Source organism: Sphingobium agrisoli, from assembly GCF_041877245.1.
In the GTDB taxonomy this organism is placed as follows: domain Bacteria; phylum Pseudomonadota; class Alphaproteobacteria; order Sphingomonadales; family Sphingomonadaceae; genus Sphingobium.
Map to the genome: position 1 here is coordinate 315,384 of NZ_JBHDJI010000002.1, position 13,374 is coordinate 328,757.

A 13,374-nucleotide genomic window follows, 5' to 3' on the forward strand; every position below is an offset into this window, starting at 1 on the left:
CGCACCGAAGGCTCGGCGATCGACGCGCCGGTCATGGTGATGCTGGTCACTTCGCGCGGCACGGGCCGCTGGGTCGTCCCCAAGGGCAATATCCCCGTCGGCCTGCCGCCACATAGCGCGGCCGCCCGCGAGGCGATGGAGGAGGCCGGGGTCGAGGGCGCGATATGCCCGACGCCGATCGGCTCCTACCGCTACCGCAAACGGCGCAGCAACGGCGCGTCGCTGATGATCGACGTCGATGTCTTTCCGCTCGCGGTGACGCAGGAGCATAGCGCGTGGAAGGAACAGAATGAGCGCGAGCGCCGCTGGTTTTCCTTGACGCAGGCCGCCGAGGCGGTGGACGAACCCGACCTGCGCGAACTCATCCGATCGTTCGATCATGCCGAATTCAATGCCGCCGCGCGCCGCACGGGGATGCTTCAGACCGTCGCGCGAAAATCGAGGATAAGTGCCATGTTCGCCTGGTTCCAACGGCTGCTGCCCCGCACGGGCAACTTCTTCGACCTGTTCGAGGCGCACGCCGTCAGCATCGTCGCGGCCGCGGACGCGCTGGCGCGGCTGCTCCAGGGCGGGCCGGCGGCCGCCGACCATATCCGCGAAGTCACCGAGCGGGAAAATGATGCCGATGATGTCACGCGCGAAGTGCTCAAGACCGTTCGCAAGACCTTCCTGACGCCGTTCGACCGGGGCGCGATCACCAGCCTCATCAGCGCGATGGACAATGCGGTCGACGAGATGCAGGCCACCGCGACGGCCGTCAGCCTCTACGAAGTGCGCGAATTTGACCAGGAAATGCGCGACATGGCGGCGATCATCGTCGATGCAGCGCGCCTGACCGCCGCGGCTATGCCGCTGCTGCGCGACGTGGCGCGCAATGGCGGGCGGCTGCATGAATTGACCGAGCGGCTCATTCGCATGGAGGGGCATGCCGACGAAATCCACGACGCCGGGGTCAAGCGCGCGTTCAAGCGCGATGGCGCGGACAACACGCTCCAGTTCATCGTCGCACGGGAAATCTACAAGCATCTCGAACGCATCGTCGACGCGCTGGAGGATGTGGCGAACGAGATTGACGGCATCGTGATCGACCACGCCTGATGCACGACCTCGCATTGCCCCTGCTGATCGGCCTGATCGCCGTCGCACTGGCGTTCGACTTTCTGAACGGCCTTCATGACGCCGCAAACGCCATCGCGACCGTCGTCGCCACCCGGCTGCTCGCGCCGGTGCAGGCGGTGCTGTTCGCCGCCGCTTTCAACTTCGCGGCCTATTTCCTCAGCATTGTCTTTCCCAGCCTGCACAAGGTCGCCGAAACGATCGGCCAGGGGTTGATCGACCGAAACGTTGTGACGCCCGCCGTCATCTTCGGCGCGCTGGTCGGCGCGATGTTCTGGAACGTCGTGACCTGGATCAAGGGCATCCCCTCCTCCAGCAGCCATGCGCTGGTCGGCGGCCTGATCGGCGCGGGCACCGCCCATGCCGGGTTCGGCGGCATCCAGTGGTCGGGCCTCAACAAGACGCTGCTGGCGATCGTTCTCTCGCCCACGATCGGCATGATTCTGGCGATGCTCATCATGCTGGGCAGCAGCTGGGTGTTCCGCAACGCTACCTCGCGGTCGGCCGAAGGCGCCTTCCGTATCCTCCACCTCATTTCCTCTGCCGCCTATTCGCTGAGCCACGGCCTCAACGACGCGCAGAAGACGATGGGGATCATCACCGTGCTGCTCTATTCCACCGGCTACCTCAAAGGCGCGTTCGAGGTGCCGCATTGGGTGGCGTTCAGCTGCTACGCCGCGATCGGTCTCGGCACCCTGTCGGGCGGGTGGAAGATCATCGAGACTATGGGATCGCGCATCACCAAATTGTCGCAGCATCAGGGGTTCAGCGCGTCGGCGGGCGGATCGATCATGATCTTCGGCGCGTCATTGCTGGGCATCCCGGTATCGACAACCCACACCATAACCGGCAGCATCATCGGCGCGGGCACGGCGCGGCGCGCATCCGCCGTGCGCTGGGGCGTGGCGCAGAATGTCGTGCTCGCCTGGGTCATCACTATCCCGGCGTCCGCCATGGTGGGCGCGCTCTTCTACTGGCTGACGCGGCTGGTGTGATCGCGCGCAGATAGGGTCTGGCCGATTCAGCGTCACGCGCCCATATCATGCCTCATGGATCGCTCGATCGATAGCCGTTCGCTCACGCTGGCCGAGCGCGAGCTTGCCCGCAGCATGTTCGGCGATGCGATCGATCTGGACCGGGTGCGCCTGCATCACCGCGCATGGTGGCCCCTCCAGCCGCGCCATGTGACGATGGCGCCGCGCGGCGCGATCCATTTCCACCCGAAGGGCGATTCTTACTGCGACTGCTTCGCCAGCCGGAGCGTCGGCTGGCAGGGGCATCTGATCCATGAGCTGGTCCATGTCTGGCAGCATCAGCAGGGGATCAACCTTGTCCTGCGGCGGCATCCCTTCTGCCGCTACAGCTACACTATCAAACCGGGGTGGACGCTAGACCGCTATGGCATCGAGCAGCAGGCGGAGATCGTCCGCCATGTCTTCCTGATGCGCCGCGGCGTTACCGTCCCCGGCGCGCCGCCCTTGGCGACGCTGGAGACCATTCTCCCATTCAAACCCTAGCGGTTTGTCCGGCGGCTCAGTCGTCCCAGTCAGCCAGCTTGCCGCGCAGCTTGTCGAGCGCGGCCTTCTTGATCTGACACACGCGCGCCGCGCCGATGTCCAGCGTGCGGCCGATTTCCTCCAGGTTCAATTCCTCGACGAAATAGAGCTGGAGCACCAGCGCTTCGCGCTCGGGCAGTTCGCGGATGCAGGCGGCAAGTGCCTTCTTGAGCGACTCGCGCTCCAGCACCGCGTCGGCGCGATCCTCTACGTCGGCGAACCACATCGACTGGTCGGAATAAACCTCGTCCATGCTGGTATGCTGGACCATCTCGACGCTGTCGGCGACCTCGCGATAGGCGGAGGGCTCCATGCCCATCTCCGCCGACATCTCGGCTTCGGTCGGCAGGCGCCCCAGCCGCTGCTCCAGTCGGCCGCGCACGGCTGCCAGTTCCTTGCGCTTGCCCATGGCGGACCGACACAAGGTCGCCTGCCGCCGCAGATGATCGATCATCGCGCCGCGCACCCGCATCTGCGCGTAGGAGGCAAAGCCAAGCCCCCGATCCTCGAAGCTGTTGGCGGCCTCCACCAGCGCGACCATGCCGATCTGGAGCAGATCCTCCACCTCGATCGCGGTGGAGACGCGGCCATGGACATGCCAGGCGATCTTGCGGACCAGCGGCATATATTGGCGCGCCAACCGCTCCGGGCTCTGCTCGCCGGGACGGGTATAGGTATGAGCGCCAGCCGCGATCTTGTTCATATACATGGCTCAGCCTCTCCTCAGGCTACTCGCTCGCGCTGCGGCAACGGATCGTGCCTGGGCGTCGGGCGCGGCTCGTTTCCTACCACGGCAACTACTTCCACTCCCTTACCATCGGGAATTTCCAGAAAGGACAGCACCGGCGTCTCCGGCAGGTGCGGCTTGAACAGCCGGGCGAGCGCACGCCGCGCCGCAGGCGAGGTGACGATCGCGAAATTGCGCGCCTGCCCCAGCAGCGGGCGAGCCGCGTGAATCACCTGTTCGACGATGCGATTGGCAAGACTCGGCTCGATCGGATGCCGGGCGTCGCCCGCCACGCGCATCGCCTGCGCCAGCATCGCCTCCAGGTCGCCGTCGAGCGTGATGACCGGCAGCGGCATCTTTACGGGAACAAGCCCTTGAATGATGAGCGCACCGATTCGCTGGCGCACGGCTTCGACCAGCTGCTCGTGCGTCATGTCGGGCCGGGCGGCATCGACCATAGCCTCGCTGATGCGGCGGAAATCCTTGAGCGCGATCCCTTCGGACAGGAGCGCGCGGCACAGCGCGCTGATCTGCGTCAGGCTTAGCGTGCCGGGCGTCAGCCCATCGACCAGCTGGGGCGCTGCGTCCTTCAGATTGTCGAGCAGCTTGCGCGCCTCGTCCAGGCCGAACATCTCGGCGGCGTTCATCGCGATCAGCTGGTTGAGGTGGGTGGCGACGACCGTGGGCGGATCGACCACCGTATAGCCCGCGACCACTGCCTCGCTGCGCTTGGCCTGGGAAATCCAGACAGCGTCCAGCCCAAAGGTCGGGTCTTTCGCCACGCGGCCCTGCACCGTGCCTTCCAGCGCGCCGCTGTCGAGCGCCAGCAGATCGTCGGGCCAGATTTCATCTTCGCCGACGACGACGCCAGCAATGGTGATGCGATACTGGTTGGGTTCGAGCGCCAGATTGTCCTTCACGCGCACCATCGGCACGACGAAACCCAGTTCCTTGGATAGCTGGCGGCGGATGCCGGTGATGCGCGCCATCAGCGGCGCACCCTTGCGCTCGTCCACCAGGGAAATGAGGCCATAGCCGATTTCGAGGCCGAGGATCGCGCCGTCCGACACATCGTCCCACTCGATGAGCGCCGGGTTGGGCGCGGGCGGCAATGGCGCGGGTTCGGCGGCCTTCTTCTGGCTCGCCTTGCGAAGCTGCCAGGCGATGCCGCCGGCGACCGCAGCGGCGGGCAGAATGATCATGTGGGGCATCCCCGGCAGGATGCCAAGGAAGCCAAGGATGGCGGCGACGGGAATCCAAGCCTTGCCGGTGCCGAACTGCCCCGCGACCTGCGCCGAGAGATCCTGTTCGCTCTTGACGCGGGTGACGATGGACGCCGCCGCGATCGAGAGCAGGAGCGCGGGGATTTGCGCGACCAGCGCGTCGCCGATTGCAAGGATGACGTAGGTCTGGGCCGCCTCGCCGATCGGCAGCTTGTGGCTGACCACGCCCAGGATGATGCCGCCGACGATGTTGATGACCAAGATCAGGATGCCGGCGACCGCATCGCCCTTCACGAACTTGCTGGCGCCGTCCATCGAACCGTAAAAATCAGCTTCGGTCGCGACTTCGGCGCGGCGAATCTTGGCTTCTTCCGGCGTCAGCAGCCCGGCGTTCAAGTCCGCGTCGATCGCCATCTGCTTGCCCGGCAGGGCGTCGAGGGTGAAGCGCGCCGACACTTCGGACACGCGGCCCGCGCCCTTGGTGATGACGACCAGGTTTATGATCATCAGGATCGCGAAGACGAAGATGCCCACGACATAGTCGCCGCCGATCAGGAAATGCCCAAATGCCTCGATCACCTGCCCCGCGGCGTCCGCGCCTTCATGGCCCTGCACGAGCACCACGCGGGTGGACGCGACGTTGAGCGCCAGCCGCAGCAGCGTCGCGAACAGAAGCACTGTCGGGAAACTGGAGAAGTCGAGCGGCTTGGCCGCGTTCAATGCGACCATCAGCACCGCGAGCGAGATCATGATGTTTGTGATGAAACCGATGTCCAGCATGACCGCAGGCACCGGGACCATCATGAACAGCACGACCATCAGCGTCGCAAACGGCAGCACCGCGCCCTTGGCGGCGCTCATCCAGATCTTCGCTTTGACTTGGGCAGGGGACATTGCGGCCGATTACCTTCCGAGGGTGGCGAGCATGAGATAAGCGAGCCGCGCGGTTTGCGGCTGCGGCGTGACGGTCACGTCGGGCTGTTGGGCAAGGCGCTGAGTTTCGATCCGCACATAGTCGGCGGGCTGGACGGTCCTCGCGCCATTGGGCAGCGCGGCGTCGGCATATTGAACCGGACCGCCCAGCGTATCGCTGCCCTTTTGCAGCTTGGCGGCGAAGCGATCACGGATTTCCGCGAAGCTGCGGGCATTGCCCTGCTTGTCATAGAAGATCGAGCGATTGGCGCGCGCGGCCGCCGGGAACAGCGAAGCCGCCGTCGCACCGGGCGCGCGATCGTGGGTCGACAGAAATTTGCTCGCGCCGCCCACCCCAAGGAAATGAGCGAGATAAAGGTCGACCGGTTCCGCCTCACGGCCGAGGCGACTCTCCAGATAGGCCTTGTTGTCGGCGGCGTGCGCGGCCGCCATGACCGATGCGGTTTCGGGATGCTTGCGCAGGTCGAGTATCTGGCGGCGCAGATCGGGATCGGCGACATAATAGCGCCCGCCGCTCTGCTGGATCGCGTCCGACGCCCAGCCCAGGCCATATTCGCTGCCATGCTTGTCGATGACGGCGAGCCAGCTCTGGTCAATGAATTGATAGAGGCCAGTGGCGGAGGATGTGGTCGCGCGCGCCGAGGGATTGAGGCTCGACTCGATCTTCGCCTGCCCCAGCAGATAGCTGAAGTCGACGCCCGTGCGGCGGCTGGCCATGGCGATCGCGTTGGTCACGCGATTGCCGGCCGATCCCGCCGTTGCCGAAATGTCTGCGAAAAGCGACACGAAAGCCAAATTCCTCAACTGCTAGCGAGGACATTAGAGCAAGGCTTGTGCCAAGATTTGGTTAACGCGGGCGCAGGAAAATGCGGAGCAAGACGGAGAACGACGGGAAGGCGCTAAGGTTTAGGGGCGCACGACAAAAAATTCCTCCCTGCAAGGGGAAGAGGACCGCCAAGCGTAGCTGGTAGTGGAGGGGTATCCTGCTATCGAGATCATTACACCCCGCTGTCAGGCGCTGCGCGCCTGACACCTCCCCTCGCAGGGGAGGATCGAAAGGTTCAACGCCCGTAGGTGAGCGGAGCGGCGCGGGAGCCGTGGGCGGCGAGGATGGAGAGGCGCTGGCCCGCATGGTCGGCGAGCAGGTTGACGCGCACGCGGGCACTTTCCAGCAGGGGGAGCATCGCGCTAAGACGTTCGACCACTTGCGGATCGGAACGCCACGCGCCGATCGCCCGCACCGCGGCCGCGGCGTTGCTCACGCGATTGCTGGCGGCTTCGATAGCGAGCGCGTCGTGGCCATCGAGGACGTCGCGCAGATCCTCGAACGCATCGAACAGATCATCCAGCGCAGCGAGACCCAGCGGCATGGCACCCTCTCCTTATATATTCTTACCTGCCGTCGGGCAGGTCGAGCGCAATCATGCGCTCGGCAATCGCGTCGGGGTCGACCGGATAATTGCCCGAAGCGATGGCGGACTTGATCGCGGCGATGCGATCGAGATCAACCGGCACGCCTTCGGCCGCCATGCGGGCGGCCGGGCTGGCCGACGCGGCACCGGCGCCCGACGAAGACGTCGAGCCGCTGGTCGCGGATGCCCGCGCCTTGCCGCTTTCGCGCAGGCTTGTTCCGCCGATCGCGCTGCTGATGCTCTGGCCCACGGAGTTGATCATTCGGGTAAATCCTTCACTCGTCCCTACCGCTTATAACGGACAAGTTCAAAAATCCTTAAATCCGGGAATCTGCACAACCCCCATTTCCACGACCTGCGCGAAAATCGGCGTGCTTTTCTTGTCTTCGCGCACCCGGATGGTCTCGCCCACAGCGCCATCCTCATCGGCGACCATCATGCGCGAGACGCTGAAAATGGCGTTGCCGGCGGTCAGCTGAACCGGATCGCCTTTACGCACCACCGCCTGTTTCGGCGCGGCCGGGACCGGGCGGACGAAACGGCTGGCGGCAGGGCCGGGCAATGGGCCGGAGGCAGCGGCGGCAGCACCCGCGACCAGCGGCACGCGAATCCGCCAGCCCAGCGCATCGCACTTCACCATTGCAGCGCCGAATACCGGCCCTTCAACCGTTGGCGTCATGGGACAGGCGGCAAGGCGCAGGCGGCGATCGACCGGCGCGGCGGGACCGCCCGGTTCGCCCAGATTGGCCCCGACGGTCATCGCGACCAAGCTGTCGATGCGGTCGAGATTCTCGAACTTCTGCTGCGCCTGTCCGGGCGCGCCAACCATGGTCGCGGCGGCGGCGAGAAGGATCGAGAGGGTGCGGAACACGGCAGGTCTCCTGACAGGAAGAACGTCTTAGCCAGAATTGTTCAGCAAGAGCCGTGCCAATCGCAGTCAACGCGCCTTGTCCGGCGCCGGGGCGATGCGAATGATCTGGCCCTGCCCGACCTTGTCCTCTGCCTGATCCAGCCCCCGGATCGTCAGCCGGTCCTGCGCGATGCCGCCGGCGCGCAGCGCCCGCGCGACCGCGCCCAGCCGCGCGGCCGCCAGATCCCATTCGTCGAAGCGATGCAGCGCCTTGTCGGCGCCTTGGCTGCGCAAGTCGACGCCGGCCGTCTTACCGAACCGCCGCGCCAACTCCCCCAACCGGGCGCGCCCTGCCGGGGTCAGCATCGCCTCGCCCGGAGAGAAAAGATCGGCCGCGCGCAGTTCCACCCCCTGCGCCATCGGCCGCCCGCCGAACTGCTGGCTGACCTGCGAGAGCATCACGTCGCGCCGCCCGCCGCTCGCCTGGAGCAGCACGAAAAAGCCGAGCAGCAGCAGCAGCAGGTCGGCAAAGCTCACCGCCCAGCGGTTGCGCCGCGCCGCGGAGGCGGATGCGGCCATGGTCATGCGACTTCGCGGATGCTCGCCCGGCGCAGCGGCGCATTTTCACGCCGCGCGATCGCCATCATCCGGTTCGCCGTCTCGCGCTGCCAGGCGAGCTCCCGCTCAGACAGGTCGACGAGCCGCGCGGTGATCGGCGCCGCAATCATGTTGGCGATGACCACGCCGTAGAAGGTGGTGAGCAGGGCGAGCGCCATCGAGGGCCCAAGCGCGGCAGGATCGTCCATCGCCGCGAACATGCCGACAAGGCCGATGATTGTACCGGCCATGCCCAGCGCCGGCGCGGCGTCCGCGATCGACAGCCAGACCTTGTGCACCGCCCCATGGCGCTGGGCCCGGTCGGCCAGAGCCTGAGCGGCCCACAATTCGAATTGGTCGGATCGGTCGCAATTGGCGAGCTTGCGCGCGGCTTCGGCGAGGAAGGGGGTCGCCGTCTTGACCCGGTCGGTGCAGGACAGGCCGCGCAGTTGCGCCACCTGATCGATCTTCAGCATCGCCGCGCGCGCCGCGTCGCGGTCACGCGCCGGATCGGCGGTCAGGAGCGGCGCTAGCGCCGCGAAGGCGCGGCCGAAACTGTTCAAGCCATTTTGAAACACAGCCACGAGAGCAATCCCGCCCAGCATCAGAGCCAGCGTCAGCGGATCGAACAAATGGCTGAAAATCGCGGTCATGTCGCGTCCGTCCCCGTCACTCTCGCTGCCCTGCGGCAACGCCCTGCCGCCGGCCGGCAGAAATTTGCCGCCCTTGCCGCCTCACCCGCGCCGCGCCCGCTTTTCCGCCGTTTGCCGCCTTGCCGATGCGTCACCCACGCAAATTGGCACGGCTTTTGCTGCTTACAGGCAGGATCACCCGCACGGGACGCCATCAGGCTTCAGAACGGCGGGGGACTGGAAACTTTTAGAGCGAATTTTGAGCATGTCGGTCGAAGACAATCTGTTCGGGATCCATGGGAAGGCGCTGGCGCTCCGCTCGCAGCGCCTCTCCCTGCTCGCATCCAACATCGCCAACGCATCGACCCCTGGTTACAAGGCGCGCGACATCGATTTCGAGGCGGCGCTCAAAGAGGCCACCGCACGCACTGGCGGAGACGTATCGAAGGCCGCGGACGACTCGATGGGCTATCGCGTCCCGCTCCAGCCCAGTCTCGATGGCAACACCGTCGAACTCAGCACCGAACAGACGCTCTTCGCGGAGAATGCGGTCAAGTATCGCACGACCCTGTCCTTCCTCGAAGGGCGCATCAACACCATCAACCGCGCGCTCAAGGGAGAATGACCATGGGCAACCCGCCGATGAACCTGTTCGACATCGCCGGCCGCGCCATGAGTGCGCAGCTCGTGCGCTTGAACGCCACCGCCTCCAACATGGCGAACGCCGGCAACGTCACCGGCAGCGCGGGCGAAGCCTATCGCGCGATCAAGCCGGTGTTCGAAAGCGTCACCGATACGCCCGGCGTCGCCACGGTCAAGGTGAAGAATGTCGTCACCACCAGCGCGCAGCCGACCAAGCGGCACGACCCCAACCACCCGCTCGCTGACGCCAATGGCGACGTGTGGGAGGCGGCGGTGGATGAGAATGCCGAGCTGGTCGACATGGTCGAGACCGCCCGCATGTACCAGAACAACGTGCAGGTGCTGAATACGGCCAAATCCCTGATGCTCGAGACCATAAGGATCGGCAAATGACGACCACGACCGCCACCGACGGCGCGGGCCTCTCGGTCTATAATCCCAACAAGAATGTCGGCACCGGCAGCGGCAAGCTCGACCAGTCGAGCTTCCTCACCCTACTGACGGCGCAGATGCAGTTTCAGGATCCGTTCGAGCCGGTCAAAAACAGCGACATGGTGGCGCAGGTGGCGACCATCACCAATTCGAGCGGCATCGCGGAGATGAACCAGACGCTCAAGAACCTTGCCAACGAAATGAGCGGCACCCGCCTGGGCGATGCGGCGAGCTGGATCGGCAAGTCGATGCTGGTCGAAAGCAATGTCGCCGTGCCCGACGCCGCCGGCACCTATGCCGGGCAGGTCACCCTGCCCGCCGCCGTAAAAGGCGCGTCAATCGACCTGATCGACGGCGACGGCAACACCGTCAAAACCATCGATATGGGATCGCAGCAGGCGGGCGACGTTACCTTCTTCTGGGACGGCAAGGACGACACCGGCAAGACCGTCACGACCTCCGCCCTGCAAGTCAAGGTCAAGGGCGCGACCCCCACCAAGGTTGCGACCTGGGCCACCATCGCCGCCGTCCAGTCACCCGCCGACGGCTCCTCATCCAAACTTATCACCGCGCTCGGCAGCCACAGCCCGTCCGACGCGATCAGCCTGATGTAATCTCTCACCCAACTCCTCTCACCCACGGAGCAACGCCATGTCCTTCTACATCTCTCTGTCCGGCCTCAAGGGGGCGCAGACCGATCTCGCCACCATCTCGAACAATGTCGCCAACGTGAACTCGACCGCCTTCAAGAAGAGCAAGGCGATGTTCGGCGACATCTTCGCCGCCGCGCCGATGCAGAGCACCAACCAGATCGCAGGCCAGGGCGTGCGCGTTCAGGGCGTCGCGCAGCAATTCACTCAGGGCACGATCGAAACCACGGACAAGACGCTGGACCTCGCCATCACCGGCGAAGGCTTCTTCACCGTCAAGAACGAGGACGGCACGGTCAGCTACACCCGCAATGGCGCCTTCGCGGTGAATGACGACCGCTATGTGGTCGACACCACCGGATCGCGCATCCAGGTGTTTACTGTCGATCCCGACACCGGCGCGTCAACCGCGCCCGCCAACGCCACCCCGGCCGACCTTACCGATCTTCAGATCCCGACCACCTACAAAGGGCTGGACACCGGCGCGCAGCTCACCAGCGTAGGCGTGTCGAAGGAAGGCATGATTTCGGCCGTCTATGCCGACGGCAGCACTGTCTATCTGGGCCAGGCAGCGATGGCCGCGTTCAACAGCCAGGAAGGGCTGCGGCAGGAGGGCGACGCCCATTGGTCGGCCACCGTCGCCAGCGGCAACCCGATCCTGGGCACCGGCAATCAGGGGCTGTTCGGCGCGGTCAATTCCGGCACGCTGGAGCGCTCCAACGTCGACATCACCGACGAACTGGTCGCGCTCATCGCCGCCCAGCGCAATTTCCAGGCGAACAGCAAGGCGATCGAGGCGGCCAACACGCTGACCACCACCATCGTCAACCTGCGCACCTGATCCTGGATTTAATCGAACGGCACCAACCACCCCGTTCGTGCTGAGTAGAGGCTGAGCGAAGTCGAAGCCTCGTATCGAAGCACATATCCTTCGATACGCCATTTCGGCTTCGCTCAATGGCTACTCAGGACGAACGGCCGGGTTGAAGGGAAAAGGAAGCCATGGACCGGCTCGTCAACACGGCACTCACGGCAATGCGCGGCGCGATGGCGCGGCAGGCGTCGATAGCGAACAATCTCGCCAACGCCAACACCGTCGGCTTCCGCGCCGAAATCGCCAATGCCGAGACGCGCTGGATCAAGGGCGACACCTTCGACACCCGCGCCCAGGCGTCGGAGCAAGTGATCGCCGCCGACATGACGCAGGGCGCGGTCACCGAAACCGGCAATCCGCTCGACATCGCGATGAACGGCGACGCGCTGCTCGCGGTGCAGGCGGCGGACGGCAGCGAAGCCTATACCCGCCGCGGCGACCTCAAGGTCAGCGACAGCGGCCTCCTCACCACCGGCGACGGCCTGGCCGTGCTGGGTGAAGGCGGCCCAATCGTCCTGCCGCAGATGGACAGCGTGTCGATCGCACAGGACGGCAGCATCTGGGGCGTGCCGCAGGGCGGCGATCCGGCCAACCCACAGCAGGTCGATAAGCTCAAGCTCGTCAACGCCACCGGCTCCAGCATCATGAAGGGCAACGACGGCCTGTTCCGCGAAGCCAATGGCGGCGCGCTGCCCGGCGATCCGCTGGCGACCGTGACGTCGGGGTCGATCGAAGGATCGAACGTCAACGCGACCCAGGCGCTGATCGCCATGATCGAGGCGAGCCGGGCTTGGGAAACCCAGGTCAAGATGATCGATACCGCCAAGCAGCTGGATGACAGCGGCGCGTCGCTCATGCGGCTGGATGGTTAATTTGGCACGCAACTTGCTGCGAATGACGCATGAGGCGCGCCCGCGCCGCACGGAGAAGTGAGAGATGAGCAACGCCGCCCTTCATGTCGCCCGCACCGGCCTCGACGCGCAGAACACGAAGATGCGCGTCATCGCCAACAATCTGGCGAACGTGAACACAACCGGGTTCAAGAAGGACCGCGCCGATTTCGAGACGCTGGCCTATCAGCAGATCATCCAGGCGGGCGCCAACAGCGACAGCGAGAACAAGTTCGCCAACGGCCTGAACCTGGGCTCGGGCGTCGCACTTCAGGGCACCAGCAAGATCAACACCCAAGGCACGCTCAACCAGACGAGCAATGTGCTCGATATGGCGATCGAGGGTTCGGGCTATTTCCAGGTGCAGAAACCGGACGGCTCGATCGCCTACACCCGCGCCGGCAATTTCAGCGTCACCGCCGAAGGCACCGTCGTCACGGCGGACGGCCTGCCGCTCATCCCCCAGATCACCGTGCCGCAGGGCGCGACCTCGGTCGCGATCGGCAACGACGGCACCGTCTCCGCTACGCTTCAGGGCGAGGCGGAACCCAGCCAGCTTGGCCAGATCGAACTGGCGAGCTTCATGAACCCTTCGGGCCTCCAGTCGATCGGCGGCAACCTGCTGGTTGAAACCGCCGCCAGCGGTACGCCGCAGGTCGGCGTTGCGGGTCTGGAAGGACGCGGTGTCATCCGTTCGGGCTATGTCGAAACCTCGAATGTCAACATCGTGGAAGAGCTGGTCGACATGATCGAGACCCAGCGCGCCTATGAGGTCAACAGCAAGATGATCAAGGCCACCGACGAGATGCTCCAGTACGTTAACCAGAATATCTGATGACA

17 protein-coding genes are annotated in these 13,374 nt (G+C 65.2%); 9 read left to right on the forward strand and 8 right to left on the reverse strand.

The window, feature by feature from the left end; genetic code table 11:
* Positions 1 to 33: 33 nt before the first annotated feature.
* From ACETPF_RS05830 to ACETPF_RS05840, 3 genes are read left to right on the forward strand one after another with little or no spacing between them, the layout of a single operon-like run.
* Positions 34 to 1,098: a DUF47 family protein gene (locus tag ACETPF_RS05830; protein WP_373933383.1), complete on the forward strand. Its 1,065-nt coding sequence runs from the start codon at positions 34 to 36 to the stop codon at positions 1,096 to 1,098.
* On the forward strand, positions 1,098 to 2,111 hold the full coding sequence (locus tag ACETPF_RS05835) for an inorganic phosphate transporter (RefSeq protein ID WP_373933384.1): 1,014 nt from the start codon (positions 1,098 to 1,100) through the stop codon (positions 2,109 to 2,111). Before ACETPF_RS05830 ends, ACETPF_RS05835 begins: the two co-directional genes overlap by 1 nt.
* Positions 2,112 to 2,165: 54 nt before the next feature.
* Positions 2,166 to 2,633, forward strand: coding sequence for a vgr related protein (locus ACETPF_RS05840; protein WP_373933386.1), 468 nt, complete (start codon positions 2,166 to 2,168; stop codon positions 2,631 to 2,633).
* Between the two features lie 16 nt (positions 2,634 to 2,649).
* Here ACETPF_RS05840 and ACETPF_RS05845 read toward each other — a convergent pair whose 3' ends face one another.
* From ACETPF_RS05845 to ACETPF_RS05880, 8 genes are all read right to left on the reverse strand, one after another.
* The gene (locus tag ACETPF_RS05845; protein ID WP_373933387.1) at positions 2,650 to 3,381 is read right to left on the reverse strand and encodes a sigma-70 family RNA polymerase sigma factor; all 732 of its coding nucleotides are present in this window, start codon (positions 3,379 to 3,381) and stop codon (positions 2,650 to 2,652) included.
* A gap of 14 nt (positions 3,382 to 3,395) precedes the next feature.
* Positions 3,396 to 5,516 (reverse strand): flagellar biosynthesis protein FlhA, encoded by a 2,121-nt coding sequence (gene flhA, locus ACETPF_RS05850; RefSeq protein ID WP_373933388.1) that lies wholly within the window; start codon positions 5,514 to 5,516, stop codon positions 3,396 to 3,398.
* Between the two features lie 9 nt (positions 5,517 to 5,525).
* The gene (locus tag ACETPF_RS05855; RefSeq protein WP_373933389.1) at positions 5,526 to 6,341 is read right to left on the reverse strand and encodes a lysozyme family protein; all 816 of its coding nucleotides are present in this window, start codon (positions 6,339 to 6,341) and stop codon (positions 5,526 to 5,528) included.
* 275 nt (positions 6,342 to 6,616) lie between these two features.
* Positions 6,617 to 6,925, reverse strand: coding sequence for a hypothetical protein (locus ACETPF_RS05860; protein WP_373933391.1), 309 nt, complete (start codon positions 6,923 to 6,925; stop codon positions 6,617 to 6,619).
* Positions 6,926 to 6,947: 22 nt separating this feature from the next.
* Positions 6,948 to 7,229 carry a flagellar biosynthesis anti-sigma factor FlgM gene (gene flgM / locus ACETPF_RS05865; protein WP_373933392.1) on the reverse strand — a complete coding sequence of 94 codons (282 nt, stop codon included), beginning with the start codon at positions 7,227 to 7,229 and terminating at the stop codon, positions 6,948 to 6,950.
* Positions 7,230 to 7,274: 45 nt separating this feature from the next.
* Positions 7,275 to 7,796 carry a flagella basal body P-ring formation protein FlgA gene (locus ACETPF_RS05870; RefSeq protein WP_373933523.1) on the reverse strand — a complete coding sequence of 174 codons (522 nt, stop codon included), beginning with the start codon at positions 7,794 to 7,796 and terminating at the stop codon, positions 7,275 to 7,277.
* 108 nt (positions 7,797 to 7,904) lie between these two features.
* Positions 7,905 to 8,402 (reverse strand): flagellar motor protein MotB, encoded by a 498-nt coding sequence (locus tag ACETPF_RS05875; RefSeq protein WP_373933393.1) that lies wholly within the window; start codon positions 8,400 to 8,402, stop codon positions 7,905 to 7,907.
* Positions 8,399 to 9,067, reverse strand: coding sequence for a MotA/TolQ/ExbB proton channel family protein (locus ACETPF_RS05880; protein WP_373933394.1), 669 nt, complete (start codon positions 9,065 to 9,067; stop codon positions 8,399 to 8,401). Before ACETPF_RS05880 ends, ACETPF_RS05875 begins: the two co-directional genes overlap by 4 nt.
* A gap of 244 nt (positions 9,068 to 9,311) precedes the next feature.
* Here ACETPF_RS05880 and flgB point away from each other — a divergent pair, with 244 nt between their 5' ends.
* The 6 genes from flgB to flgG all read left to right on the forward strand — a co-directional run bounded on the left by flgB (position 9,312) and on the right by flgG (position 13,369).
* Positions 9,312 to 9,671 carry a flagellar basal body rod protein FlgB gene (flgB, locus tag ACETPF_RS05885; RefSeq protein WP_373933396.1) on the forward strand — a complete coding sequence of 120 codons (360 nt, stop codon included), beginning with the start codon at positions 9,312 to 9,314 and terminating at the stop codon, positions 9,669 to 9,671.
* Positions 9,672 to 9,688: 17 nt separating this feature from the next.
* Positions 9,689 to 10,081, forward strand: coding sequence for a flagellar basal body rod protein FlgC (gene flgC, locus ACETPF_RS05890; RefSeq protein WP_373933525.1), 393 nt, complete (start codon positions 9,689 to 9,691; stop codon positions 10,079 to 10,081).
* A complete protein-coding gene (locus ACETPF_RS05895; RefSeq protein WP_373933397.1) occupies positions 10,078 to 10,734 on the forward strand; it encodes a flagellar hook assembly protein FlgD in 657 nt (218 codons plus the stop codon). The genes flgC and ACETPF_RS05895 overlap by 4 nt, the downstream gene beginning before the upstream one ends.
* Before the next feature lie 37 nt (positions 10,735 to 10,771).
* Entirely contained in the window at positions 10,772 to 11,611 is an 840-nt protein-coding gene (locus ACETPF_RS05900; RefSeq protein WP_373933398.1) for a flagellar hook-basal body complex protein, read from the forward strand.
* 161 nt (positions 11,612 to 11,772) lie between these two features.
* Entirely contained in the window at positions 11,773 to 12,516 is a 744-nt protein-coding gene (locus tag ACETPF_RS05905; RefSeq protein WP_373933400.1) for a flagellar basal body rod protein FlgF, read from the forward strand.
* Positions 12,517 to 12,580: 64 nt separating this feature from the next.
* Positions 12,581 to 13,369 (forward strand): flagellar basal-body rod protein FlgG, encoded by a 789-nt coding sequence (gene flgG, locus ACETPF_RS05910; protein WP_373933401.1) that lies wholly within the window; start codon positions 12,581 to 12,583, stop codon positions 13,367 to 13,369.
* Positions 13,370 to 13,374 lie beyond the last annotated feature (5 nt).

Coding starts and splice junctions, on each gene's coding strand:
- ACETPF_RS05830 (WP_373933383.1), top strand. CDS start 34: ATGGTGATGCTGGTCACTTCGCGCGGCACGGGCCGCTGGGTCGTCCCC.
- ACETPF_RS05835 (WP_373933384.1), top strand. CDS start 1,098: ATGCACGACCTCGCATTGCCCCTGCTGATCGGCCTGATCGCCGTCGCA.
- ACETPF_RS05840 (WP_373933386.1), top strand. CDS start 2,166: ATGGATCGCTCGATCGATAGCCGTTCGCTCACGCTGGCCGAGCGCGAG.
- ACETPF_RS05845 (WP_373933387.1), bottom strand. CDS start 3,381: ATGTATATGAACAAGATCGCGGCTGGCGCTCATACCTATACCCGTCCC.
- flhA (WP_373933388.1), bottom strand. CDS start 5,516: ATGTCCCCTGCCCAAGTCAAAGCGAAGATCTGGATGAGCGCCGCCAAG.
- ACETPF_RS05860 (WP_373933391.1), bottom strand. CDS start 6,925: ATGCCGCTGGGTCTCGCTGCGCTGGATGATCTGTTCGATGCGTTCGAG.
- flgM (WP_373933392.1), bottom strand. CDS start 7,229: ATGATCAACTCCGTGGGCCAGAGCATCAGCAGCGCGATCGGCGGAACA.
- ACETPF_RS05870 (WP_373933523.1), bottom strand. CDS start 7,796: ATGGTTGGCGCGCCCGGACAGGCGCAGCAGAAGTTCGAGAATCTCGAC.
- ACETPF_RS05875 (WP_373933393.1), bottom strand. CDS start 8,402: ATGACCATGGCCGCATCCGCCTCCGCGGCGCGGCGCAACCGCTGGGCG.
- ACETPF_RS05880 (WP_373933394.1), bottom strand. CDS start 9,067: ATGACCGCGATTTTCAGCCATTTGTTCGATCCGCTGACGCTGGCTCTG.
- flgB (WP_373933396.1), top strand. CDS start 9,312: ATGTCGGTCGAAGACAATCTGTTCGGGATCCATGGGAAGGCGCTGGCG.
- flgC (WP_373933525.1), top strand. CDS start 9,689: ATGAACCTGTTCGACATCGCCGGCCGCGCCATGAGTGCGCAGCTCGTG.
- ACETPF_RS05895 (WP_373933397.1), top strand. CDS start 10,078: ATGACGACCACGACCGCCACCGACGGCGCGGGCCTCTCGGTCTATAAT.
- ACETPF_RS05900 (WP_373933398.1), top strand. CDS start 10,772: ATGTCCTTCTACATCTCTCTGTCCGGCCTCAAGGGGGCGCAGACCGAT.
- ACETPF_RS05905 (WP_373933400.1), top strand. CDS start 11,773: ATGGACCGGCTCGTCAACACGGCACTCACGGCAATGCGCGGCGCGATG.
- flgG (WP_373933401.1), top strand. CDS start 12,581: ATGAGCAACGCCGCCCTTCATGTCGCCCGCACCGGCCTCGACGCGCAG.